Source organism: Pedobacter sp. GR22-10 (assembly GCF_026239715.1).
GTDB lineage: Bacteria > Bacteroidota > Bacteroidia > Sphingobacteriales > Sphingobacteriaceae > Pedobacter.
Map to the genome: position 1 here is coordinate 424,844 of NZ_JAPIVR010000001.1, position 23,291 is coordinate 448,134.

Sequence of the window (23,291 nt, forward strand, 5' to 3'; positions counted from 1 at the left end):
GATGTTCAATAAAATCTGGATTTATTGAACATCAATCAAAAAGCTTAATGGCTTACTGACCAGAATTGGCAGATTTTATTTCCTCTTCTTTTCTTAAACTTTCTTTGTGAATGGCATTGAAAACTTCAGTTACAAAATCAGGCGATAAATCATGCTTTTTACCTGCTGCTATATTTTTCTCCAGCACCTGCTGAAAACGTGCGGCCTGTAGGGGTGGGATATGGTTCTTTGCTTTATAGATCCCTATTTCCTTCACTACAAGTTCGCGCTGACCCAATAGCTCAATGAGTTGCCGATCTAGGGAATCTATTTTCTTTCTATTACTTTCCAATGGGTTCATGGTAGAGGATGGAGAAGTTGATTGTGCAAACAGACGGTCGCTGCCAATGATTAATAAAGTAACGAATAAAAATTTTTGAAGTTTCATAACCCATTAACGTCAATTGAAACAGAATTGATATTAAAACTGTAGTTATTATTTTTTAGAAAGCAGATTATAATACATTTTAATATTAAATAAAGAATGGCTTTGCAATGATTTAACATTAACGATAATTTTCATTTGTTTATCTACTTATATCAGTAGTATATCTATATTCTTATTTTACTTTCCAACGAGATGGTATGTTTGCATAATAGTTCTCTATTCCAATAAACCCCAAACAAATTGATTGCTGTTTCGCATAAATGCCCTAAATGTAAGAACCCTGAAACTTATAGGGTGAAAAGAGGATTTCTTTTCAGTTCAGTATTCACGTTTATTCCGGTAAGGCGGTTTAAATGTTACCGCTGCTTCAATAAATTCTATATTTTTTAAGTTATAATTTTTAGTTTTTAATTCAGCCGATTGTTTAACAACATCGGTTTTTTTGTGAAAAGATTAAAACTAAAATTCTCATTTGATTCTATGATTGCGATCTTTTATTGAGGGGCAATAGTGTGAAAATAAAGGCTTTGTTTTGGTGAACGATATTTGAAATTTTAGTAATACTAATACTACAAATCACATTCATTTTGATCACTTGGTAATGGTCACTTTTTTATAAATGATAATTTCTGCAGTATTTAGCGGTTATCTGTTTAAAATAACTGCTATAGGCGTCTTTTTTGAAATGACTAACGCCAGAAATGAGGAATGAGAATAAAATTATTCCCTATATTTAGAGTTCAAATAATATATTCCTGATTTTTTCAAATAAATTCTATTTTGCAAAATGCCTGCTTTTTACGCTTCAATTACTGATGAAAAGTTGTTAGCGATGATTAAAACCGCTGATAAGGATGCTTTTGCAGAAATTTACAATCGCTATTGGCCCATACTATACCGGCATGCCTTAAAAATGTTGAAAAATCACGATGAGAGTGAAGATGTTGTTCAGGATGTTTTTGTGAAATTATGGAAAATAGCGAATCAACTGGATGAAAATATATCCATTGGAGCCTATCTGTATGCTGCCACAAGAAATGGTATATTAAATATTTTCAGCAGAAGTACGGTAAAGGATAATTACCTGGCTGAGATCCGAAGTTTTATGAAAGAAGGATATGAAATAGCAGACCACAGGGTGAGGGAAAATATTTTAGCCCATCTCATTGAATCTGAAATTCAGAAACTTCCGTCCAGAATGCGTGAAGTATTCGAATTGAAACGCAAGCATAACCTTTCTTATAAAGAAATAGCCGAAAAAATGGATATTTCCGAACTCACCGTGAAAACCCAAATGAATAAAGCCATTTCCACCTTAAGAACTAAATTTGGAAATCACCTCGGCATTTTTATTGCCTTTTTATAATCTCCTCAAAAAAATAACAAAAAAATAACTTTTTTTTAATACGGCATACAACATTGTGTAGAGCTGCCTGTCATGCTAATATACCACCTATGATAGCGCATGAATAATAATAGCAAAAGTCAACCCGTCAGTGATTACCTGAGCAATAAGTTATCCGCTCAGGAAAGCGCACGACTGGAGACCTGGTACTTGCAAAATGCTGAAGCAGCAGCAGATCAGGAAATAGAAATTAATTACCCGGAGGTTGGAAACAACATTTGGACAAAAATCAACCAAAACATTGAATTAGATCAAAGTGCTTTCAAAGGAAAAGAAAAAAGATCCTTTATCGCATCATTATCAACCTTCACTAAGCTTGGAATTGCAGCATCATTGCTTGTAATGATGGGTTTGGCCGTTATTTTAACTAAAAATAGCCGTGAAGATCAGGATCACTTTGTGGTTGCTAAAGAAAAAGACATTGCTCCAGGTAAAAATATTGCCTTGTTAACATTGTCAAATGGAAGAAAAATAGATCTTGCTCAAATGGTCAATGGCCAGATGATTAAAGAGAATGGTTTAGAAATTATTAAAACAGCAGATGGTCAGTTAATTTATAATGTAACAGCCGATGCAAAAGGTCATTCAGGTCTTAATACCGTTTCAACGCCTGCCGGGGGGCAATACAAGATCGTTTTACCTGATGGATCAACCGTTTGGTTAAATGCGAGCTCATCATTAACGTATCCGACTAAATTTGCTTCCAATGAGCGGAACGTTACACTTACCGGAGAAGGTTATTTTGAAATCAAACACATAGAAGGCAAAAGTGGCAGATTACCATTTTCCGTTTCAGTGAAAAAAAATAATGCTGAATATGAAAGTGTTCAGGTTTTGGGTACACATTTTAACATTAATGCTTATTTGGATGAGCCTGCTATAAAAACGACCCTGCTTCAGGGAAGTGTGCGGATTGAAGGAGTGGAAGGCCAGACTGCCTTAATGAAACCCGGACAACAAGCTGAGGTTGACAAGGGGAAAATGCATTTGCGGAATGCGGATACAGAGGAAGCGGTGGCATGGAAAAACGGCGAGTTTATTTTTAGGGAGGACTTACAAAGTGCGATGCGTAAGATAGCCAGGTGGTATGATGTAGAAGTATTTTATGACGAATCTGCACCAAAACAGCTCATGCTGGGCGGATGGATGTCGAGAGCAACTAATATATCTGAAGTATTGAACCATATTCAATTAACCGGAAAAGTTCATTTTAAATTAGAAGGAAGGAGGATCACCGTTTCCAAATAATCATTCGGTATCTAAAAAAAACCAGAAGTGCTTGGCGGCACCTCTGGAAGAAATTTGGATGCTGATAATAACTATCAACTATTAACCACATCATGCAAAGCCTTCGAAACGTAAGCATGGTGCTAAACCAAACAAACAAATGTATAAAAATTTTACTTCACTCGGGTTGCTCCACAGGCAGCTCAGCAAACTGTTGCTTGTTATGCGACTTACAGCCATGATCTTAATGATTGCTTTTATGCAACTGAGCGCAGCAACCAAGGCGCAGAAAGTTTCTATTGTGGAAAAAAATGCACCACTGGAACGCATCCTGAAAGAGATTCGTAAGCAAAGTGGTTACGACATTATTTATGATCTCAGCATTGTGCTGGATGCCAAGCCTGTATCTATCAATGTTAACCAGGTTAGCGTATTCGAGGCTATTCAAAAATCATTAAACAACCAGGGCCTTACTTTTTCGCTGGATGGCAAAACCATTGTAATTAAAGAAAAAAGTGTAACGGATAAACTGGTTGATATTATAAAGGCCGTTGATGTAAAGGTTTCGGTAAGGGATTCTTCGGGCAGACCACTTCCCGGAGCCAATGTGTACAACAAAACAATCAATAAGGTGTACACCACCGACAAAAACGGAGACTTGGTGATTAATGATGTGCCTGCCAATGGTTATGTCTTGCAAATTAATTATCTGGGCTTTAAGGGCGAGGAGATTTTCGTTGACCGGAAGACCATTACTTATTACATCATACTCCGACAGTCTTCAGCTGCGCTGGAGGAAGTGTCGGTAGTTTCAAACGGATATCAGAAAATAAGTAAGGAGCGTGCCGCAGGTGCCTATTCGGTTATTACCGGTAAAGAACTGGCAGCTAACCCGGCTGTAAATATTCTGGAACGCCTGGAAGGGCAGGTAGCGGGTGTTAAATTTGACATTAAAAACAACGCTGTACAAATTCGCGGTGTAAATAATTATGGAGCCGGCAACGGCATCCCGCTCATCGTAGTAGATGGATTTCCTTTAATGAATCCGAGTGACCGTGCAACCTTAACCTCACCCGTAAGTGGAAATACCTTTGGCAACTCAATTATCAGTAACATTAATATGGCAGATATTGAGCAGATTACCTTTCTTAAAGATGCTTCAGCTACATCCATATGGGGTTCAAGAGCAGCAAACGGGGTAATTGTTATAGAAACTAAGAAAGGAAAAAAGATTGCCCCGTCCTTGAACGTTGGTTATATTTTTGGCATATCAAAAAATCCTTCCATTGCCGATTTGCATTGGATGACCAGTGCTCAATACATCAATTTGGAGCAGGAGATGGTGGATAAAGGGATACTTGTAGACCCTTTAACAGCAGGGCAGGGGAATGAAATTTACGCGCCCAACAACAGTGAAGCTACCGAATGGATGTTCCGGGTTAAAAGGGGTACAGCAACTGTGGCACAGCGCGATGCAGCACTGGCTGAAATTGCATCGAGAGATGGCATGAAGCAGATTGAAAAATATTTACTTCAGAATGCGATTAATCATCAGTATAATCTTTCTTATTCAGGCGGTTCTGAAAGCAGTACCTATTATATTTCTGGAAATTACACCAAAGATACTCCAATATTTAGAAGCAATTATGGCGAAAATGCTTTTGTAAATGCCAATACCTCAACCGATTTTTTTAATAAAAAAGTAACCTTGAGGGCATTGTTTAATTACCAGTATTCCAGGTCCCAGTTTAACCAGGCTGCAGTAAATGCACTTTCGGTAAGTACTACAGCGCTCCGTCCTTATGATTTATTGCAGGAGGCAAATGGCAATAGTATTGGCAGAAATATTATCATTACCGATGCTTACGCAAACAAATTGGTAGGCCAGGGTTATCTGCCATTTACTTACAATACATTGGATGAGTTAAATTATTCAAATTCTATTGCTAAAAATAATGTACTCAGGATGAGTGCAGGTTTAAATGGTAAAATTGCAAAATGGCTAAATGCTGATGTTTCCATATCTAATCAGCGGCAGTTTGGTAGCTCCTATACACTGGATGATGCAAATAGTTATGCAGGCAGACTGCTTACAAATAACTTTACCCCGCTTGTTAATGGCCGGGCAGTTCCACCATCTTTTGCAGGTGGACGCTACATTACCTATGGGAACACATCATCAGAAACATCTTTAAGAGGTCAGCTAAACTCTGACTTTAATATCGGCGGTAAACACCAGTTCAATGCCATTGCTGGTGCCGAAATCAGAGAAACCAATTCTGATAATACATCTGAAACCAGGTACGGATTTAACGCAGATACACGTACAACTGCAACAGTTAATCCTACACAAATATATCCGGATATTTATGGTTATGGACAGTCTTTAGGTACTAATTTAAGTAGTCTAATTGCTTACCGTAAGAGGTATTTATCCTATTATGGTAATGCATCATACAGTTATGAGGAAAAATATTTTGTTACTGGTAGTTTAAGGTTTGACGATGCCACGCTACTGGGAGTTGACAGGCGTAAAAGAGCCGTACCATTTTGGTCAGTTGGTCTGAGGTGGAATGCGAACAAAGAAGAATTTTTACAGAATACAGAATGGCTGAATGCACTTAGCGTTCGTGCAACTTTAGGTACGGCAGGTGTAGCACCACTGACTGGCACAAATGTGCCTATATTAACAATAACAGGTACCGATCCACGCACCAACCAGCCAGTAGGCAATATCGATTTACCTGCCAATTCTGATCTGGGTTGGGAAACCACAAAAATGGCCAACCTGGGAGTTGATTTTGGATTTTTTAAAGGCAGATTAAATGGAAGCTTTGATGTATATTTAAAAAGAACAACAGGCATTTTAGGGAACTTTGCCTACAACCCGACATATGGATGGTCGAACCTTAATTTCAATAGTGGCACCTTAAACGGCAGTGGTTATGAATTCACTTTAAACGGTGAAATTATCAGGGCTGGCAAGTTCAGCTGGAAGTCGATATTGAATTTTGGCTATAATACCAATAAGGTTACTGATCAGCGATATGCCAATAACGCCAGTAGTATCGCAGGGACAGCAGCGACAATTGAGGGCATGCCATTAGGGGCTACCTATGTTTATCGCTGGGCAGGACTTGATAATAAAGGTCAATCGCAGATTTATGACCGCAACAACAACATCATCAACAATACAACCAATCTTACCAATGCATTTACCAAAGATGATTTAGTTTACGTGGGTAGACGCTTTGCGCCTTATACGGCCGGTTTCAACCACAACTTCAGCTATGGTCAGTTGGAGTTAGGAGTAAGATTTGTAGGTTATTTTGGCCATATTTTCTTAAAAAATGCCGTGACCAATTATCCAAATTTTGCAGGCACATATTCAGGCGTGCTTGGTCGTCAGGGAGAACTAGATAATCGCTGGAGAAAACCAGGTGATGAAGCCAATCCTGATGTTATTCCAGGATTGACAGATTTGAACTTTAACAGCATTAACCGTTACCGTTTTTCAGATGCTTTGGTTCGAAATGCAGATAACATCCGTTTACAACAGATTTCTCTAGCGTATATCGTTCCACAGCGCTTCCTGCCCCGCAACTTTGTGAAATCTTTGTCGCTATCGGCAAATGTGCGAAACCTGGGGATTGTCTGGCGGGCAAATAAAGATGGTATCGATCCAGAATTTATCAATACAGGAAATTTTGGTAGCGTAACACCTACGCCAAGTTATGTTTTTGGAATTAATGCAACGCTTTAATCAACATGAAAAATAGATATTCAATTATATTGTTTGCCTTAGCAATTACTTTGGCGAGCTGCAGAAAATATGTGGAGATTGATCAGCTTTCAGTCAGGACACTAAAATATACTTCCGATTTCAGGAATACCATGAATAATAATAGTGTTCTGGAACCGACCTATTCTTATCCGATTCTTTCAGGTGATGATATAGAAATAACAGATGCAACAAGGCAAAACGCACTTGGCGATATTTTAGGCAATGTGTACACCTGGGCACCAAAGTATACTTCTGAAAGCCAAAGCGATGCCGATTGGGACAAGCTGTATAAAACCATTTATGTATGCAACCAGGTGTTAGACGGTGTTTTAGCATCTCAGGACGGGACGGAAGCAGAAAAGCAGCAGATTTATGCAGAGGCTTTGGTACACCGGGCATATACTTATCTGGTGTTGGTAAATACATACGGCAAGCAATATAATGCAGCCTCAGCATCAACTGACCTGGGCGTTCCGCTGCTGACCACACCAAATTTATTTGCTAAACTCAACAGAGCCTCTGTTGCCGATGTGTATAAGCAGATATTAAATGATTTAAGAATATCAATAAGTCGTTTGCCCGCGGTTGCAGCGTATAATGTACGCCCGGCGAAAGTATCAGGCTATGCCATATTTGCCAAAACATACCTCAACATGCGCGATTTTAATAATGCAGCGTTATACGCGGATAGCGCCCTGGCATTGCAAAGTGGCTTACTCGACTTAAAAACCTACGAAAATACACCTGTAGCCATTCCTGTTAGGCTATTGAATCCTGAAATCCTGTTTTCCAAGATTTCAAATGTAGTTTACCCTGCTACTTCCCTAAGTAGTGACTTACTGACTTCCTTAGGAACGACAGACTTGCGCTATAAGTTGTTTTCAGATGTTAGAAGCAAGTTTGGCAATCAGTTTAGCACCTCTTTTACCGGAAGGGCATCCACCAAATACCTGATTAATGAATTTGTAATCAACAATGGCCCTACTGTGCCTGAAATGATGCTGATTAAAGCAGAATGTTTAGCCAGGGCTGGAAAAACTGCAGATGCAATGAGTTTGGTCAATAATTTGAGAATTAAGCGCTTTACAACGGCCAATTATGTTCCATTAACAGCGGCAAGTGCCGGTGATGCGCTTCGTATCGTTGTTGAAGAGAAAAGAAGGGAATTTTTTGGAACAGGGATGCGCTGGTTTGACCAGAAACGTCTGAATCTTGATAACGATTTCGCAATAACAAAGAATCGCAGTTTCAAGGGGGTTAATTATACTTTACAACCCAATAGCAACCTTTACTTATATCCTGTCGGAGATAAATACATTCTTCTGAACCCCGAATTGCAACAAAACCCTAGATAGAAAATCAATCCATGAAAAAACATTTTTTTAGAAAATGTATGCTACTGCTTTGCCCATTTTTCGGGCAGCAGTTAGCTGCACAAACGGTAACCTGGCAGCCCGAAATACTAAAGCAAAACCAGAAAATCAGCTTTCAATACCAACCGAAAGGTGGCGATCTTGAATTTAGTGACGGGCCTAAAGCACTCGCGGCCGTATACAACGGTAACAAATGGACTACTGTCCCTGTTCAGTTAGCGAAAAAGAGCGACATCTGGACAGGAAACTATCAGCTTCCGGATCATGCCCTATTAATCGCTTTGAAATTTTATCAGGGTGATCTTCAAAATCCTGAAGCAGTTGACAATCAAAACGGCAAGGGTTATTACCATCAGGTTATGGATACTAAGGGAAAAATAATTCCTGGTACCTACCTGGCAGAAGCCGGTTTGAAAGCAGGCGCAACCGGCGATTGGACACTGAATAGCTTTGTTAGTCCTTCCAAGGACCAAAAGATGATTGATTCTTTGCTGCAAAAGGAAGAAAAGCTGTCTAAACGTATACCAAGGTCACTTCTGTTCAATTATCTCGATTTGAAGCAACTCACCATGCCCGCTGCTGAATTCAGCGTAATGGCAGATAACCTGTTAAAGGGCGAACTAAAAAATGGGAAACTTAACGAACAGTTTTTAGCACAGGCACAACGCTATTACGATAAATTAAAAGATAAAAATGGTTCAGCAGCAGTAGCATCAGTTATTTTGAAAGATTACCCAAAAAGCAGCACGGCCAGGTTTTTAAGCTTCAGAAAAAATACGCAGGGAAAATACGGAAAGGATTTTGAAACAGGTGCTGAAGATTTTCTTAAGGCTTTTCCATACAGCGACTGGAAGAAATCGCCAGACAATCAGGGATATATTTACTATACGATATTCAGAAACCTGGCGACACAATACTTTGACGACGGGCAAAATGAAAAATTTTTAGGCTTATTTAAGGATATTGATTTTAAAACTGCCAACGAAATCTACCGCTGGAACATCACCCGAAATCAAATGGCGGGAAAAAGCGATCAGAAATTACTTTATAACGATAGCCGCATAATTATTCCTTATCTGCTGGAAAGACAAAAGGATAAATCCTATTCAGGCGATTTCGATGATGCCGAAAAAGCCCAGGAAAATGCGAATAATCAAATGGATGATCGCTTATTTACGCACATTGCTCTTGCAAATGCCCAGGGTGATTATGCCGGGGCAAACCAGTACTTCAAATATTTATCTGAAAAAGGCACTTTCGGAAATGCGGATTTAAATGAAATGCATGTTAATGTGTTAGAAAAACTGAACGATACCAAAGCCATTAAGCCCTTATTGGAATCGAGCGTGGCTGCCAATGCCGTAACGCCGGTTATGTTTACCAAACTTAAGGAATTGTATAAAAGCGAACATGGCGGTAAGGAAGAAGGCTATGAGCAGTACCTTGCCAGTTTAACACCATCAGACAAGAAAAATGAAATGAAGGTGCATGTAATGGCGAACATGGTTAACTACCCGCTTACGCCATTTAGTTTAGAAAATGCCGACGGTAAAATGGTTAATTCTAAAGATTGGGCAGACCAGATTGTGGTGATTGACTTCTGGGCAACATGGTGCAGACCATGCATTGAAGCTTTCCCGGGTATGCAACTTCTGGTTGACCAGTATGCTAAAGATCCGAAGGTTGCCGTATATATGATTGGTACCATGCAGTTTGGCGATTATAAAGCCAAATCTGTAAACTATGTAAAAAGTCAGGGCTTTCGTTTCAATCTTTTGCATGATGCTATTAGTCAGACAGGGACGCAGGATCAAGTATTTAAGAGCCTTTTACCATTGTTTAAACAGTCCTCTATCCCACGCAAAATCATCGTAAAAAACGGTGTTGTACGCTACAGTTCAGAAGGATATTCCGGTAGTCCGAGCCAGTTACGCGATGAATTATCTACCGCGATTGAGATTTTAAGAGCAGAGAAATGATGATAAGAAAAACGATAATTACAGCCTTTTTTTCCTTTTGGATTGGGCTTTCTGTTCAGGCACAGATGAACCCGAAGATTAAGCTGCAGGATGCCTTAAAACTGATCCAGGATAACTATGTAGATCCGGTAAATGATGAGCAGGTTGTTGATGCGGCCATTAAAGCGATGTTAAGCAGCCTCGATCCGCATTCCAGTTACATCAGCCGGGAAGAAATTGAAGCCATGAATGAGCAAATGACCGGTAGTTTTGCCGGTATTGGGATTTCATTTGCCATGGTGGCTGATAGCACCTTTATAACGGGTATTAATCCTGATGGCCCGGCGGCAAGGGCAGGTTTGCAGGTAGGCGACCGGATTAGTACAGTTGATGGCGCCTCCATTTTCGGCAAAGGTTTAAGAAACCAGGATGTGATGCGACTGCTGCGGGGCGAAAAAGGGAAGGCTGTTAAGTTAGGCATTATGCGCAAGTTGCAAACCGCACCGCTTGAATTTAATGTGATGAGGGAACAGATTGCTGATCTCTCCATCAATACCAGTTACATGGTCAGCAAAAACATAGGCTATATTTCGTTGGCTATATTCAGCCAGTCAACCAGGAGAGAAATGGATGCAGCACTAAAGAAGTTAAAGGCTTTAGGCATGACCAAATTAATCCTGGATTTACAATCTAACGGTGGCGGACTTGTTGAAGCTGCTATTGGTGTAGCGGATGAATTCCTTCCGAAGGAGAAACTGGTTTTCTATTCGGTAACCAACTCCGGTGTAAAAGATAACTATATGACGGGTGGTTTTGGCCAGTTTATGACAGGTGATCTGGTGGTTTTGATTGATGAGTCAACAGCTTCATCAAGCGAAATATTAACAGGTGCTTTACAGGATTGGGACAGGGCAGTGGTCATCGGCAGAAGAAGCTTTGGTAAAGGTATCATGCAAAAAGGGCTTGAATTGAGCGATGGTTCGGTAATCAAACTGACAGCTGCACGCTATTATACACCATCGGGCAGATCAATTCAAAAGTCTTATGCTAAAGGTAAAACAGATTACTTTGAAGATTTTAACAGGCGTATGGCCTCTGGTGAACTGACTGAAGGCAGCCACATCAACTTTCCGGATTCTTTAAAACATACTACCCTCTTAAATAAAAGAACGGTTTATGGCGGAGGCGGGATTATGCCCGATAAGTTCATACCAATTGATACGGCGATTTACAGCGTATGGTTAAATAAATTGATGAACAGCGGGCGCGTAACACAGGCGGCTTTCAATTATGTACAACAAAACCGAAAAAGCTTAACAGACAAATATGCTGACTTTGATGCTTTTGATCATTCCTTTAAGATAGAGGAGCAAATGATTGATCAGATCATGACCAGTGCGATTAAGCAGGGGCTTAAACTTCCGCCAGTAAGCGATAAGGTAGCAAGAAAAACCATTGCTGTAGAATTAAAGGCAGAGATGGCCGATATGCTCTATCTGGGTAAAGGCTATGCGCTTCGTGTTCGGAATGAAGCGAGTACGGCCTTTAGTACAGCATTAGATATCCTAAATAACCAAAAGATTTATAATCAATTCCTGGAAGCAAAACCTTCCAAAAATACAACCGCTCCATCCAAAATCACGAAAAAATAATCTATAAACCATGAAAAAAACAGTATTGGCAGCAACATTAGTGATAAGTGCTTTTGTTGCCTCTGCACAAACAGGCTATGTGATCAAAGGCCAGATCGGCAAACTGGGCAAACCCGCAAAAGCCTTTCTCTTAACTAAACTGGAAGGCAAAGAAAAACTAGATTCAGTAGAACTGGTTAACGGGGCTTTCACCTTTAAAGGTTCAGTGCCTTCACCAATGGAGGCTACGCTTCGCTTAAAACACGACAAATCCATCGATACACCCGGACGACGGATTAAAATTGATGGCATGGCCATCATTTTAGGAAACGAAAATATCACCATTACCGGGAAAGATTCCATTAAAACAGCTACAATCAAAGGTTCAACTTTAACCGATGAAAGTAAAAAAGTTGATGCATTTTTAAGTCCTATTTATGGAAAGCTGAAAGCCCTGGATAAAGAATTTGCTGATCAACCAGAAGCTAAAAAACAGGATAGAACCTATATCATGGACCTGGAAAAACGAGCAAAAGTGATCGAGGAAGAGATTTTTGATGCCAAAATTAATTATGTGAAGCAAAATCCCAATAAGTATATGGCTTTGATGGCGCTTAACTCCACATTAGGTCCGGGTTTCGACGCCGTAGAGATGGAGAAAATCTTCGCCAATATTTCTCCTGAACTCAGGACTTCTTTTTTAGGAAAGCAGGTGGCTGAACGTATTGCTAGCTTTAAAAAAACGCAGGAAGGTGTGGAGGCACAGGATTTCTCCCAACCTGATGTGGACGGTAAAATGGTTAAGCTTTCCGACTACAGAGGTAAATATGTGCTGATTGACTTCTGGGCATCATGGTGTGCACCATGCAGAAGGGAAAACCCGAACCTCGTTAAAGTATATGAGCAATATAAATCAAAAGGATTTGAAATTTTAGGCGTTTCACTTGATAAGGCTGCCGATAAAGCAAAATGGCTTAAAGCCATTGCTGATGATAAATTGACATGGAAACAGGTTGGAGATTTAAAAGGCTGGGAAAATTCAGCTGCAGCTCAATATGATGTTAAGGCCATTCCGATGAATTTTCTGATCAATCCAAGTGGAAAAATTATTGCCAAGGAACTTCGCGGCCCTGCGCTCGAAGCGAAAATAAAAGCGATTTATGAAAATAAATCTAAGTAAAATTTTTTTTAGTTAATGATGACGAATGCAGGTTGATGGATGTCGCCTGCATTTTTTTGTTCTATTGGTTTAAATATTCCGGAACAGACCAGACCAGGTGGTTTACCTTGTTATTAATGGCTAAAATTAGAAAATCTACTTTTTTCCGCTGATTTGTATAAAAGGCCTCACCATCTTTTGGCCGTCTGCAGCTATCAATTCTTCCGTCATTTGCTTCACTTCGATGGTTTCAAAGCCAGATATTCTGAAGAATGTTTTCAGCTCGTTAAGTTCATAAAATTTAAAATCTGCTTGCGTCCAGGGCAAATCTCTTCCAAATTCTTTTTCGATAAAAGTCAGATTGAATAATCCGCCAGTACGCAAAACCCGGTAAATCTCTTTAAAAATGAGTATCGGTTGTGCCCAGAAATAAACGGTATTGGCCATAAAACAACAATCAAAAAAGCGATCCTCAAAATTTAATTTTCCATCATTTGGTAAGGTTATCAATTCGCCGTAGCCATCATTTTTTTTTAAAAATTCAACTGTTTTGGTTTGTTCCTTCACTTCTTCAGAAAACTGTATGCCATAATAACCAATCCCCTTGGCCTGTTGTAAGAGGAATGGCAGGTGGTGGTTGTTTTGCCGGTCAATCTCAAGTACAAAAGAATGGTCAGACAGGTTAAGCGCTTCTATCGTTTTATAAATGGCGGTTTGAGGTTTTGGTGATATGTTCTGTTTGGTTTTTCTGGCTGGTTTATGCGCAATAGCTGCTATTTGTTGGCTCTTCTTTTTATAATCAGTTGACTTTTCCATACGGCATTGTGAATCTCTTTCCATCAAAAAATTACTTTGTGCTTTAATTATTGAAATATATATTGATCTGCAAAAGTGAGTATTGACAGCTTAAACGATTTACATAAAAAGGATTCTTTTTTGCAAGAAATGTAAATTTTAAAAATCATTAGGGTATAGTTCCGTTTTTTTTATCATTATTGCCCATATGGGGATTAATGTTGGTAAAGATTATGGCGCCTGGAAAAACGTGGGTGGGCGTTTTGAGCAGTTTCCAGATGAGAAACAGGTTATCAAGGAGCGCAGAAATCAATATAGTTTTTCTTTTAGTGAGGCTGAACTGGTACAGATGAGCACGCCAGACCTTTATATTGTATATGGTGATATTCGCTTCAAGCAAAATCAGATCTATTTTAGCCCGGGCCGTGATGTTCCGGATATGGTTAAATTGCGCTTCACCTTATCAGGAAGTGCAAGGATATACAACCAGGTGAATAAAAAACAATATGATTTTAACGCGAACCAGCAAAACATTATTTATATGCCTGAACTGGATGGTACCGGTGTGTATGATACCAACCAGAATTACCGTTTCTTTGAAGTGCATTTTGCTAAAGAAAAATTCCTGCAGCTCGCTGAAAACTCTAATCAGGCCCTTCAGGTTTTAGCTGAGCATCTGGATAGCGGGCGTTATGCGCAAATTGCTGAACAGGATCTTCCGGTTTCTTGGGCCATGCAAAACTGTATGCAGGAAATTCTACATTGTCAATACACCGGCGGATTAAAACTTCTTTTCATTGAATCAAAATGCACAGAATTACTGGTGCTCCAGGCCGAATCTTTTGAAAGGGCAGTGGCTAAAAAAAATAATTTACCATTGCCGTCTGCATACGATAAGGACTGTATCTATTTTGCCAGGGATTATTTAATTAAACATATTCATCAACCGCCATCTGTTGCGGCTTTAGCCAGGATCTGTGGTATAAACGAGTATAAACTGAAACAGGGATTTAAAGGCCTTTTTGATAAAAGCATATTCGGTTATCTAAATGATCACAAACTGCAGCAGGCCAGGGAAATGCTGCTGGAGGGTACACCCATAAAATCTGTTGCATTTCAATTGGGCTATTCATCCGTCCAGCATTTCAGCAATGCATTCAAGCAAAAGTTTGCCGTTTCACCTGGAAAGGTAAGGAATTAACGATTAAATCATTGATGACCAGTTAATGTCTTCATTTTGGCAGGCAGAAAGACTGAAGTATTTGTGGAAGAAACTTGCACCCCTTTAACTTTATCCCGATCTCATAGCGCCACTCACCAGGGTTAAAAGCATGGTTGCCATCTTGATGGCTGCGGTATTTTAGCGTGAATAAACTTACTTGCCTGATTTTCGTTTCTTCGGCTGACTTTTATTATACCACATGATGAATCCCGTTACCGGCATCGTGGCGCAAATAAGAGAAATGATAAAAGCCAGTATTTTAGAAGGCATTCCGGCATAGGCACCAGTGTGTAAGTCGTAATTCATGCTTCTGAATTTCTCTCCGCCAATAACCGTTTTATCATTATACTGCATCAGCAATTTTCCGGTATTCCGGTCAAAATAGTACCACTCAAAAAGGTGTATTCGGTTTTTGGCCAGCCTCACCTGCACATCAAGCGGGTCGGTTACTTTTTCCCTGAAACGGATGGAAAAAAGATCCGCAGTATGGTGTTTGGTCAGTAAACTCTCCACTACACGATCTGTTGGCAGGGCAGGGTAAGCACTATTGGCTGTTGATGCCGGAATACTTCGCTTTTTGACCGTTTTAGCACCGTTTGCCAGGTATTGTACCGACTGATCTGCCCATGAAAAAGCGAAAACAAGTCCTGTAATACACATCAGCATGGCTGGGATCAGGATATAAAATCCCATTACATTATGCAGATCATAATTAAAGCGCTTTTTTCCAACTCCTGATTGCAGCAATAAGCCCTTTTTGAAACCTTTTTTTGTCCATTTCCTGGGAAACCATAACACCAGGCCACTCAATAATAAAATAAAAAAACATGCCGCTGCTATTCCCGTAATCATGGTGCCGATGGAATCACCAAGCAGTAAATTCATATGCAGATTCAGCACCAGTTGAAAGAATTCATTTTTGGTGTTTTCCACATACATCACCTTGCCAGTATAGGGGTTAACGTAAACACGATAATAATATTTGTACTGCTTCCAGTAACCGAAAGCCTTTTTATTGGTCGCGGATGCGCGAAATACCCAGCTGCGGTTTTTGCCCGGATAAATTTCTGCCCGGGAAATCTTAACGCCTGGTTTCAGCGCATTCTGTGCAGCATCACGCAGTTGAGTAAAACTTAAAAAACGATCGTTTGGCCTGTTTTCAACATATAATCTGTCCCGGTAAAAAAATGCTTTAAGTTCATCTGAAAAAACATTGATACAACCCGTTATACTTACGATGAAAACAACCAGACCAGTAATTAGGCCCATCCATTTATGTAACCAGAAAAACGATTTCCGAAGCATTACTAAAAAGAATAATTTAAGTTTAAACTCATGGTTGCGCCAATGCCACGCACATACTCTGCATCAATGGCACGGTACTGGCTGACTACTGGATAATATGAGTTATTCAGTAAGTTTTCTACACCTAAACCAGCAGACCATTTCTGACTGAAGCGGTAGCCTGCAGAAAGGTTAAAAAGACTGACCTCTTTTACATCACCCTCACTGTTGGCAAACAAGCCATTGGCACGTACATCAAAGCGGTCGCGGCTTCCGGTATATACCCAGAATAATTTCAGGTCAAGTGCTGATACCGGACGATAAGTCAGGTAAGCCGTTGCTTTAGGCGGAGCAATACGTAACCCATTCATGTAAACTTTGGTACCATTGGCTTGTTCTGCCTTTCCTTCTGTATAAGCATAACTGCCTCCAAGCGCCCATTGCGGACTGAAGTTTAAGTCTGCCGTAATTTCATAGCCCTTTATTTTTTCCGGCTCACGCTGTGGTACCAGAAAGCCACCCACATCTACCAGGTTTGCGCCCAGTTTTGAGGTGCTGATGAAATAGGCTGCTGTTACATTTAAAATTCCTAACCTGCTACTGAAACCAGCTTCATAATTATTGGTGATGATCGGATCTGTTGCAATACTTTCCAGCGTGCTGCTGGTAGCTGTTCGCAGGATCCGGCCCAGTTCGTTGATGGCAAAGCCTTGTGAAAAACTAACAAAGGGGTTAAAAATGTCATATTTGTTGTATCTTAAACCAGCATTAAAGGTGGTGGCACGATAAGGAATTTTTCCACCACTTACCGGGATACTTCCCTGCCCGTTAGGTCCGCGGGCAATGGTATTAAAATCTTTTACTTTAACAGTCGCATTTTCATATCGGATGCCTGCTTTCAGGATGAAATTGGTGAGGATATCAAATTTCATCTGGGCATAAGGTGCTATATTGAGCATGTTCATATCAGGGATGTAAACCCTTCCATCCGTTAATACCTGGTTGGTGCGGTCATTTAATACATCCAGGCCATAGGTTAATTCACCATTGCCCAAACTTCCGGCTTTCCATGGCGTATTTAATGTCAGCCTGACGCCTTTTTTGAAGGATTGTATTTTGGTTTGACCGGGGCCATACCAGGCTGTTCCCTGCGCAACATATCGGTTCATGGAAACAAATCCATTATAATAGGCGGAAAGGTCCAGGCTGCTCGATAGGGGTAAGGCCGTGTTGCGATAAGCCACTAGTACATTATGATTATAAGGGGTGCCTGCCGCCTCGCCTGGATCATCACCTTTTTGCCCTACTGACGGGGTAATGCCATATTTGCCAACTACATTTACATAATCACTGTTTTGTACACTTCTGAAAAGGTTATAGGAAGCCACCATTTCGCTATGAGCATTGGGCTTGTAGGCCAGTTTGATAAAGGCATTATACAATGAATTTTCTCCAAGTCCGTCAGGCTGGGCAATGACATTGCCATCTGCGTCTTTCTGTACACCGGTGTAATTGTAAGTGCCGTTAACTACATATGAAAACTTGTTTATTGTGCCTGAAAAACCTTGTGAAAAACGGTATCCCAAAGTATTGGATGGATGGGCTAAATTACCACTTATTCCCATGCTCGAAGTACCGCTTAAAGTTTGATCAGTATTTGGTTTTTTAGTGATGAAGTTAATAATACCGCCTGCAGAGCCATTTCCGTATATGGAGGTTGCCCCCTTGATTACCTCAATTCTTTCAATTACGGATGGATCAAGCGTTCTGATATCACGACTACCATTCATTAAAGGAGTGGATTGCGGAATACCATCAATTAAAACCAATACCTGCCTGCCCCTTAGGGTTTGCCCCGAATTGGTTGCTTTATTATTAGAAGTTCCAAGGCCGGGAACGGTATTACCAAGTATGGCGGTAACAGATGGGTTAACGTTTAATTGTTCTTTCACATCATGTGCGTTCAAAATGGTTACAGAAGATGGTACATCTTTCAAACTTTCAGCTTTCCTTCCTGCTGTTACAATGACTTCATTTAGGGCATTTGCTGGTTGAAGTACGAAAGCGATATTAAGAGTGGAATCACTGATCAGTGCAACATCCTGTTTTAAAGTTTCGTAGCCGATCAAGCTGATGGATAAACTGTATTTGCCAGATGATAATGTCTTTAAAATAAATTTTCCGTAGGTATCGGTCTGGCTCTTTTTTCCATTACTGAGGCTTATCGTTGCATTTGGCAAGGGTTGTCCTTCTGTATCTTTTACCGTACCGGATATAGAGGCATTGATCAAATCATTCTGCTGTGCCGTGGAATTTAACGGAATAAGCAAAAATAATATAAAAGAAAATAGGAGTGTAGATGGACTAAAAGGTAATAAGTAGGAATAGTTTCTGCTAAACATTATCAGTAATGGCTTAAATAGGGAATATTGATATTAAATGTAATTTTTGCAAATATATCCTTATTTAGACTGAATACAAACTGTTTAAGGAAATCACTGGCAGACTTTAATTAAAAACCACTTCTAAACCGCTTAGAAGATAAGAATGGGACTCAACAACATAATTTTCTATTGAGGTTTTCCTTTTAAGAGAAAGTTTCCTACTGGCGGACAGGATGCGTTGTAACAAAGCTGTTCGGCAATGAATACTTAACATTAGGTTAATACACCGTGTGGTAATTTTGTGGCGGCCAATGGTAAAGTAAATGTAAAACCAACAAACAAGCTCTGAAAGCTTTATCTGCCTTTCTCAGCAGGATGATGAGAGAAGATGAAAAACATAGACAATGTTCTGAGTTCAACTATTTTGCAGGGTGTCCATACTTACCACTGGTACAGCGCTCCATTAAAAAAACCAAGATGTTGATTCTGCGAATTGAAAAATAGATGTCTGAAGGTGTGTTACACCTTAAACCCTGCAGTTGGTTACCCGTTTTGATCGGGCTAAAAAACAATATGAATACGAAGTAAGTGAAAATGTTGAGGATAAGCAGGCAGTGGGTACACCGTACCAGATACCACTTGCCACGGATACTCGTTTTAAGATCATAAATAAATATAATGGATACCCGTAGAGATTTTATAAAAAAGGCAGCCCTGTTATCAGGCGGTGCTGCCTTATCCGGCATGTTGCCACCAGCCATACAAAAGGCGCTTGCCATCGACCCTGCCATTGGAAGTACCTTTTATGATGCAGAGCATATTGTTTTCCTGATGCAGGAAAACCGCTCTTTTGATCATGCTTTTGGCATGATGCAGGGGGTGAGGGGCTTTAACGATCCACGAGCCATTACTTTGGCCAATCAGAATAAAGTCTGGCTTCAATCCAATAAAGAAGGTGAAACCTATGCACCATGGCACCTGAATATCAAAGAAACCAAAATTGCCTGGATGGGTTCAACGCGACATAACTGGACCGATCAGACTGATGCAAGAAATGGTGGCAAATATGACCGGTGGCTGGATGTAAAAAAGGCATATATAGCAACTTACGCCCATATGCCGCTTACCATAGGCTACTGCAAACGGGAAGACTTTCCCTTCTACTATGCGCTGGCCGATGCCTTTACCGTTTGCGATCAGAATTTTTGTTCTGTTATTGCAGGAACACACCCCAACCGTTTTTACTGGATGACAGGAACAGTAAGGGAAAGCAATAAGCCAGAAGGCGTAGCGCACTTATGGAATAACAGCAATTATGATAAACCAACATTAAACTGGAAAACCTTTCCGGAGCGCCTCGAAGAAAATGATGTATCATGGAAAATTTATCAGAATGAATTAACCATGGGCTTTGGTCTTAATGGAGAGGAAAGCTCCTGGTTGAGCAATTTTGGTACCAATGTGATGGAATATTTTCAGCAATATAATGTTCGTTTGCATCCGGGAGCAATTGCTAACCTGACAGAAAAGAAAGCCTTGCTGCTGAAACAAATTGCAGAGGCTGCGAAACAGCCACTTACTGAAGAGGAGCAAAATAAAGTGGAGGCCATCAGAAAATTGCTGGCAAAAACAGAAGAGGAAATGAAAAGTTATACCATGGAAAATCATGCTGACTTATCTGATCTGTCTAAAAACTTAAACGCAAAAGCCTTTGGAATTAATTCAAATGATCCTGATTTTCACCAGTTAAGTCCTTTAAAGTATGATGAAAATGGCGTGGAAAGAGTGTTGAATATTCCTAAGGGAGATATTCTTCACCAGTTTCGTCAGGATGTGGATAATGGAACCTTGCCTACGGTTTCCTGGTTAATGACCCCGGCTAATTTCTCTGATCATCCGGGCGTGCCATGGTTTGGGTCGTGGTTTGTAAGTGAAATAATGGAAATCCTGACCAAGAATCCGGAACAATGGAAAAAAACCATTTTTATCATGACTTACGATGAAAATGATGGTTATTTTGATCATGTACCGCCTTTTGTGCCGCCACATCCTTTTAAAGAAGATGCGGGAAAAGTATCGGATGGAATTGATACCTTATTGGATTATGCAGCGAAAGATCAGCAAACCAATCCCTCTACAAAAGAAAGTAATATCAGGGAAAGCCAGATTGGCCTGGGCTACCGCGTGCCAATGGTAATTGTTTCGCCATGGACCAGAGGCGGTTTGGTATGCTCGGAAGTGTTTGATCATACTTCTTCACTTCAGTTTCTCGAAAACTTTATTCAGAAAAAGTATAATAAAAAAATCGTGGAAGAGAATATCAGTCCATGGCGGAGAACGATTTGCGGAGATTTAAGCTCGGTTTTCAGGCCCTATAACGGTGAAAAGATTACCCATCCCGCCTTAATGGAGAAAGAGCCTTTTATGCAAACCATTTATTCTGCTAAATTCAAAGAGCTTCCTGATAATTACCGTAAATTAAGTCAGGAAGAAATTAAGGTAATTAATACGGATCATCGCCTTTCACCATATTTTCCGCAGCAGGAAAAAGGAATCCGGGCGGCCTGTGCATTACCCTACGAACTTTATGTTAGTGGAAGGCTAAATGGAGATCATTTCCAGCTTCAATTAAGTGCCGGCAATACCGCATTTGCTAAAAAGGCAGCAGGTTCGGCTTTTACGGTATATGGCATGAAGCCATTTAAGGGAGAACAATTAAAAGTATGGGATTATACCGTGAAAGCTGGTGATAAGTTAACGGACGAATTTGCCCTGGCAGATTTTGAAAATGGCCATTATCATTTAAAAGTTCATGGCCCTAACGGATTCATGAGAGAGTTTGCCGGTGATCAGCATAATCCTGCCCTGTCAGTAGCTTGTACTTATGAAAATCAGGCAGGAAAATTAACGGGTAATATCATGTTGTTGATCAGAAATACCAGCCGGCAGGCAGTAGGTGTAACTTTGAATGATTTAAGTTATAAGACTGGAAATAAAGTGATTAAAGTTGCTGCAGAAAGTACAGTAAATTATCTGGTTGATTTGACTAAAAGTTATAATTGGTATGATTTCAGTATCAGCGTAGCGGGAAAAGAGCAATACATCGAGCGTTATGCAGGCAGGGTAGAAACCGGCCGTGTGGGCAAAACAGATCCCCTAATGGGTGGTGTAGTATAGCATTTAAATAAATACTGCTGTAATGATGGAAATTTAATGTTAAGGAATAGCTGTTCATTATCGCCAAACGATTTTCGCTGGCAGGTGTTATACTATAAAAGTAGATCAATTGGAAAATTCACGCCCTCAGGACCTGGCCGTCCTGGTACATGATAAGCTCAGGCTCACGAAGCAAAAATTCCCTCTTCCTGATTTTCAGGTGCTTTCTGATTTTTTTGACTGCTTGTTTTATTCAAGCATGTGTAAGGAAGAAAGTGATCTGATCAGGGTTACGGTAACTTTTATTGATCCATCCAACCCGGATCCGGCACCTCCGACACATATTGTTCCCGAAAGATGGAGTTGCATCGCCTTTGAGCATCCATTAAGTATGGATACCAAAACCCTGGCCAAGCTTTCAAAGGCTGCCGACCCTGCAAGTTCATCCCTTGCGGTTTATTATGATGAAAATGGCAAGCTTTATATTTGGGGAATGATTGATCAGGCCATGCATTATCAGAACTTCCTGAATTATGAATCCGATACCGGTTCCGAACAACCGGGATTATTCCAGGTGGCAGTAAGTGATATCGGAACCTTGCATGTGCTTTTTGATTATGAACTGCTGGCTACATTAAAGCAAAATGTTTTGGTTAAGCGCTACCTGGATGTGCTGACCATTGGGCCGATATCAAAGATACTGAGAAAGAATGCGGAATTTTTAAAGGTTAACCTTCGTGAATATCTTGAAAAAGAACATCCGGAGGAACAATATGCCGAGTGGGAAGATTTTTTGGACGGGCTGTGGATACAAACTTTTTCCAGGCTCCTCCTCAAGATTCAGAACTATCAGCATGGCGGCGCGATATTACTGGCGGATGACAGTGCCGACCTGGATGTAAAGTACCGGATACATTATGAACGGCTGACGTTGGCCATGGTTGCACATGCCAAGGCTGCTGTAGATAATTATGTTTCTGAAAATATCATTGAGGGAGGCATGCATACCGGCAAAAGAACCATCAGCAAGGATCTGTACCTGCGCGAGTCGGCATCTTTTTATCATAAGAAAGGAACAGCTGATGAAATCAAGGGAGCCATAGATTTCATTGCTTCACAGAGTTGTGTGGATGGGGTTGTGCTTTTTAACAGAAGCATGGTAACCAATGGCTTTGGTGCGGTATTACGGGCCAAGAAGATGCCGCGCAAAATTTATGTTTCTTCTACCGCTACGGCTACACCTAAGTCGCTGGAAGCACATGATCCGCGCTACTATGGAACCAGACACCGCTCTATGATTGCATATTGCTGGAACCATCCCACAGCTTTGGGCCTGGTGATTTCACAGGATGGTGATATCCGTGCGTTTTCAAAGATTGAAGATAAATTAATCATGTGGGAAAACATCAAAACGCAGCAATACCTCACTACCAGATCTCAGGGTAGAAAGAAGTAGTTCGTTGATTCAGGTAAAATCCTGCGGAGA

14 protein-coding genes are annotated in these 23,291 nt (G+C 40.4%); 10 read left to right on the plus strand and 4 right to left on the minus strand.

What is annotated here, in order from left to right; genetic code table 11:
- Positions 1 to 52: 52 nt before the first annotated feature.
- The gene (locus tag OQX64_RS01735) at positions 53 to 427 is read right to left on the minus strand and encodes a chorismate mutase (RefSeq protein ID WP_265817292.1); all 375 of its coding nucleotides are present in this window, start codon (positions 425 to 427) and stop codon (positions 53 to 55) included.
- Positions 428 to 1,214: 787 nt separating this feature from the next.
- On the opposite strand from OQX64_RS01735, the gene OQX64_RS01740 reads away from it, so the two are divergent.
- The 7 genes from OQX64_RS01740 (at position 1,215) to OQX64_RS01770 (ending at position 12,985) form a co-directional block, all read left to right on the plus strand.
- Entirely contained in the window at positions 1,215 to 1,793 is a 579-nt protein-coding gene (locus OQX64_RS01740; protein ID WP_088300668.1) for an RNA polymerase sigma factor, read from the plus strand.
- Positions 1,794 to 1,892: 99 nt separating this feature from the next.
- A complete protein-coding gene (locus OQX64_RS01745; protein WP_265817293.1) occupies positions 1,893 to 3,080 on the plus strand; it encodes a FecR family protein in 1,188 nt (395 codons plus the stop codon).
- A gap of 139 nt (positions 3,081 to 3,219) precedes the next feature.
- Positions 3,220 to 6,822: a SusC/RagA family TonB-linked outer membrane protein gene (locus OQX64_RS01750; RefSeq protein ID WP_265817294.1), complete on the plus strand. Its 3,603-nt coding sequence runs from the start codon at positions 3,220 to 3,222 to the stop codon at positions 6,820 to 6,822.
- Between the two features lie 5 nt (positions 6,823 to 6,827).
- On the plus strand, positions 6,828 to 8,198 hold the full coding sequence (locus tag OQX64_RS01755) for a RagB/SusD family nutrient uptake outer membrane protein (RefSeq protein ID WP_265817295.1): 1,371 nt from the start codon (positions 6,828 to 6,830) through the stop codon (positions 8,196 to 8,198).
- Positions 8,199 to 8,209: 11 nt separating this feature from the next.
- Complete coding sequence (locus tag OQX64_RS01760) at positions 8,210 to 10,195, plus strand: TlpA family protein disulfide reductase (RefSeq protein ID WP_265817296.1); 1,986 nt, start codon at positions 8,210 to 8,212, stop codon at positions 10,193 to 10,195.
- Positions 10,192 to 11,826: a S41 family peptidase gene (locus OQX64_RS01765; RefSeq protein WP_265817297.1), complete on the plus strand. Its 1,635-nt coding sequence runs from the start codon at positions 10,192 to 10,194 to the stop codon at positions 11,824 to 11,826. Before OQX64_RS01760 ends, OQX64_RS01765 begins: the two co-directional genes overlap by 4 nt.
- A gap of 10 nt (positions 11,827 to 11,836) precedes the next feature.
- Positions 11,837 to 12,985, plus strand: a complete 1,149-nt coding sequence (locus OQX64_RS01770; RefSeq protein ID WP_265817298.1) for an AhpC/TSA family protein — start codon at positions 11,837 to 11,839, stop codon at positions 12,983 to 12,985.
- Between the two features lie 135 nt (positions 12,986 to 13,120).
- Here OQX64_RS01770 and OQX64_RS01775 read toward each other — a convergent pair whose 3' ends face one another.
- Complete coding sequence (locus OQX64_RS01775) at positions 13,121 to 13,780, minus strand: class I SAM-dependent methyltransferase (RefSeq protein WP_265817299.1); 660 nt, start codon at positions 13,778 to 13,780, stop codon at positions 13,121 to 13,123.
- Positions 13,781 to 13,967: 187 nt separating this feature from the next.
- On the opposite strand from OQX64_RS01775, the gene OQX64_RS01780 reads away from it, so the two are divergent.
- A complete protein-coding gene (locus OQX64_RS01780; RefSeq protein ID WP_088300662.1) occupies positions 13,968 to 14,960 on the plus strand; it encodes a helix-turn-helix domain-containing protein in 993 nt (330 codons plus the stop codon).
- 174 nt (positions 14,961 to 15,134) lie between these two features.
- Here the strand turns inward: OQX64_RS01780 and OQX64_RS01785 are convergent, their stop codons facing one another.
- Both OQX64_RS01785 and OQX64_RS01790 read right to left on the minus strand, forming a co-directional pair.
- Entirely contained in the window at positions 15,135 to 16,286 is a 1,152-nt protein-coding gene (locus tag OQX64_RS01785) for a PepSY-associated TM helix domain-containing protein (protein WP_265817300.1), read from the minus strand.
- 2 nt (positions 16,287 to 16,288) lie between these two features.
- Positions 16,289 to 18,667, minus strand: coding sequence for a TonB-dependent receptor (locus OQX64_RS01790; protein WP_265817301.1), 2,379 nt, complete (start codon positions 18,665 to 18,667; stop codon positions 16,289 to 16,291).
- Between the two features lie 660 nt (positions 18,668 to 19,327).
- Here OQX64_RS01790 and OQX64_RS01795 point away from each other — a divergent pair.
- Positions 19,328 to 21,826 carry a phosphocholine-specific phospholipase C gene (locus tag OQX64_RS01795; RefSeq protein ID WP_265817302.1) on the plus strand — a complete coding sequence of 833 codons (2,499 nt, stop codon included), beginning with the start codon at positions 19,328 to 19,330 and terminating at the stop codon, positions 21,824 to 21,826.
- 109 nt (positions 21,827 to 21,935) lie between these two features.
- Positions 21,936 to 23,261: a putative sensor domain DACNV-containing protein gene (locus OQX64_RS01800; protein WP_265817303.1), complete on the plus strand. Its 1,326-nt coding sequence runs from the start codon at positions 21,936 to 21,938 to the stop codon at positions 23,259 to 23,261.
- Positions 23,262 to 23,291 lie beyond the last annotated feature (30 nt).

Excerpts from the sequence above, each read along its gene's own strand:
- OQX64_RS01780 (WP_088300662.1), top strand. The coding sequence starts at position 13,968 with ATGGGGATTAATGTTGGTAAAGATTATGGCGCCTGGAAAAACGTGGGT.
- OQX64_RS01755 (WP_265817295.1), top strand. The coding sequence starts at position 6,828 with ATGAAAAATAGATATTCAATTATATTGTTTGCCTTAGCAATTACTTTG.
- OQX64_RS01745 (WP_265817293.1), top strand. The coding sequence starts at position 1,893 with ATGAATAATAATAGCAAAAGTCAACCCGTCAGTGATTACCTGAGCAAT.
- OQX64_RS01765 (WP_265817297.1), top strand. The coding sequence starts at position 10,192 with ATGATGATAAGAAAAACGATAATTACAGCCTTTTTTTCCTTTTGGATT.
- OQX64_RS01760 (WP_265817296.1), top strand. The coding sequence starts at position 8,210 with ATGAAAAAACATTTTTTTAGAAAATGTATGCTACTGCTTTGCCCATTT.
- OQX64_RS01770 (WP_265817298.1), top strand. The coding sequence starts at position 11,837 with ATGAAAAAAACAGTATTGGCAGCAACATTAGTGATAAGTGCTTTTGTT.
- OQX64_RS01785 (WP_265817300.1), bottom strand. The coding sequence starts at position 16,286 with ATGCTTCGGAAATCGTTTTTCTGGTTACATAAATGGATGGGCCTAATT.
- OQX64_RS01775 (WP_265817299.1), bottom strand. The coding sequence starts at position 13,780 with ATGGAAAAGTCAACTGATTATAAAAAGAAGAGCCAACAAATAGCAGCT.
- OQX64_RS01750 (WP_265817294.1), top strand. The coding sequence starts at position 3,220 with ATGTATAAAAATTTTACTTCACTCGGGTTGCTCCACAGGCAGCTCAGC.
- OQX64_RS01790 (WP_265817301.1), bottom strand. The coding sequence starts at position 18,667 with ATGTTTAGCAGAAACTATTCCTACTTATTACCTTTTAGTCCATCTACA.
- OQX64_RS01740 (WP_088300668.1), top strand. The coding sequence starts at position 1,215 with ATGCCTGCTTTTTACGCTTCAATTACTGATGAAAAGTTGTTAGCGATG.
- OQX64_RS01735 (WP_265817292.1), bottom strand. The coding sequence starts at position 427 with ATGAAACTTCAAAAATTTTTATTCGTTACTTTATTAATCATTGGCAGC.
- OQX64_RS01795 (WP_265817302.1), top strand. The coding sequence starts at position 19,328 with ATGGATACCCGTAGAGATTTTATAAAAAAGGCAGCCCTGTTATCAGGC.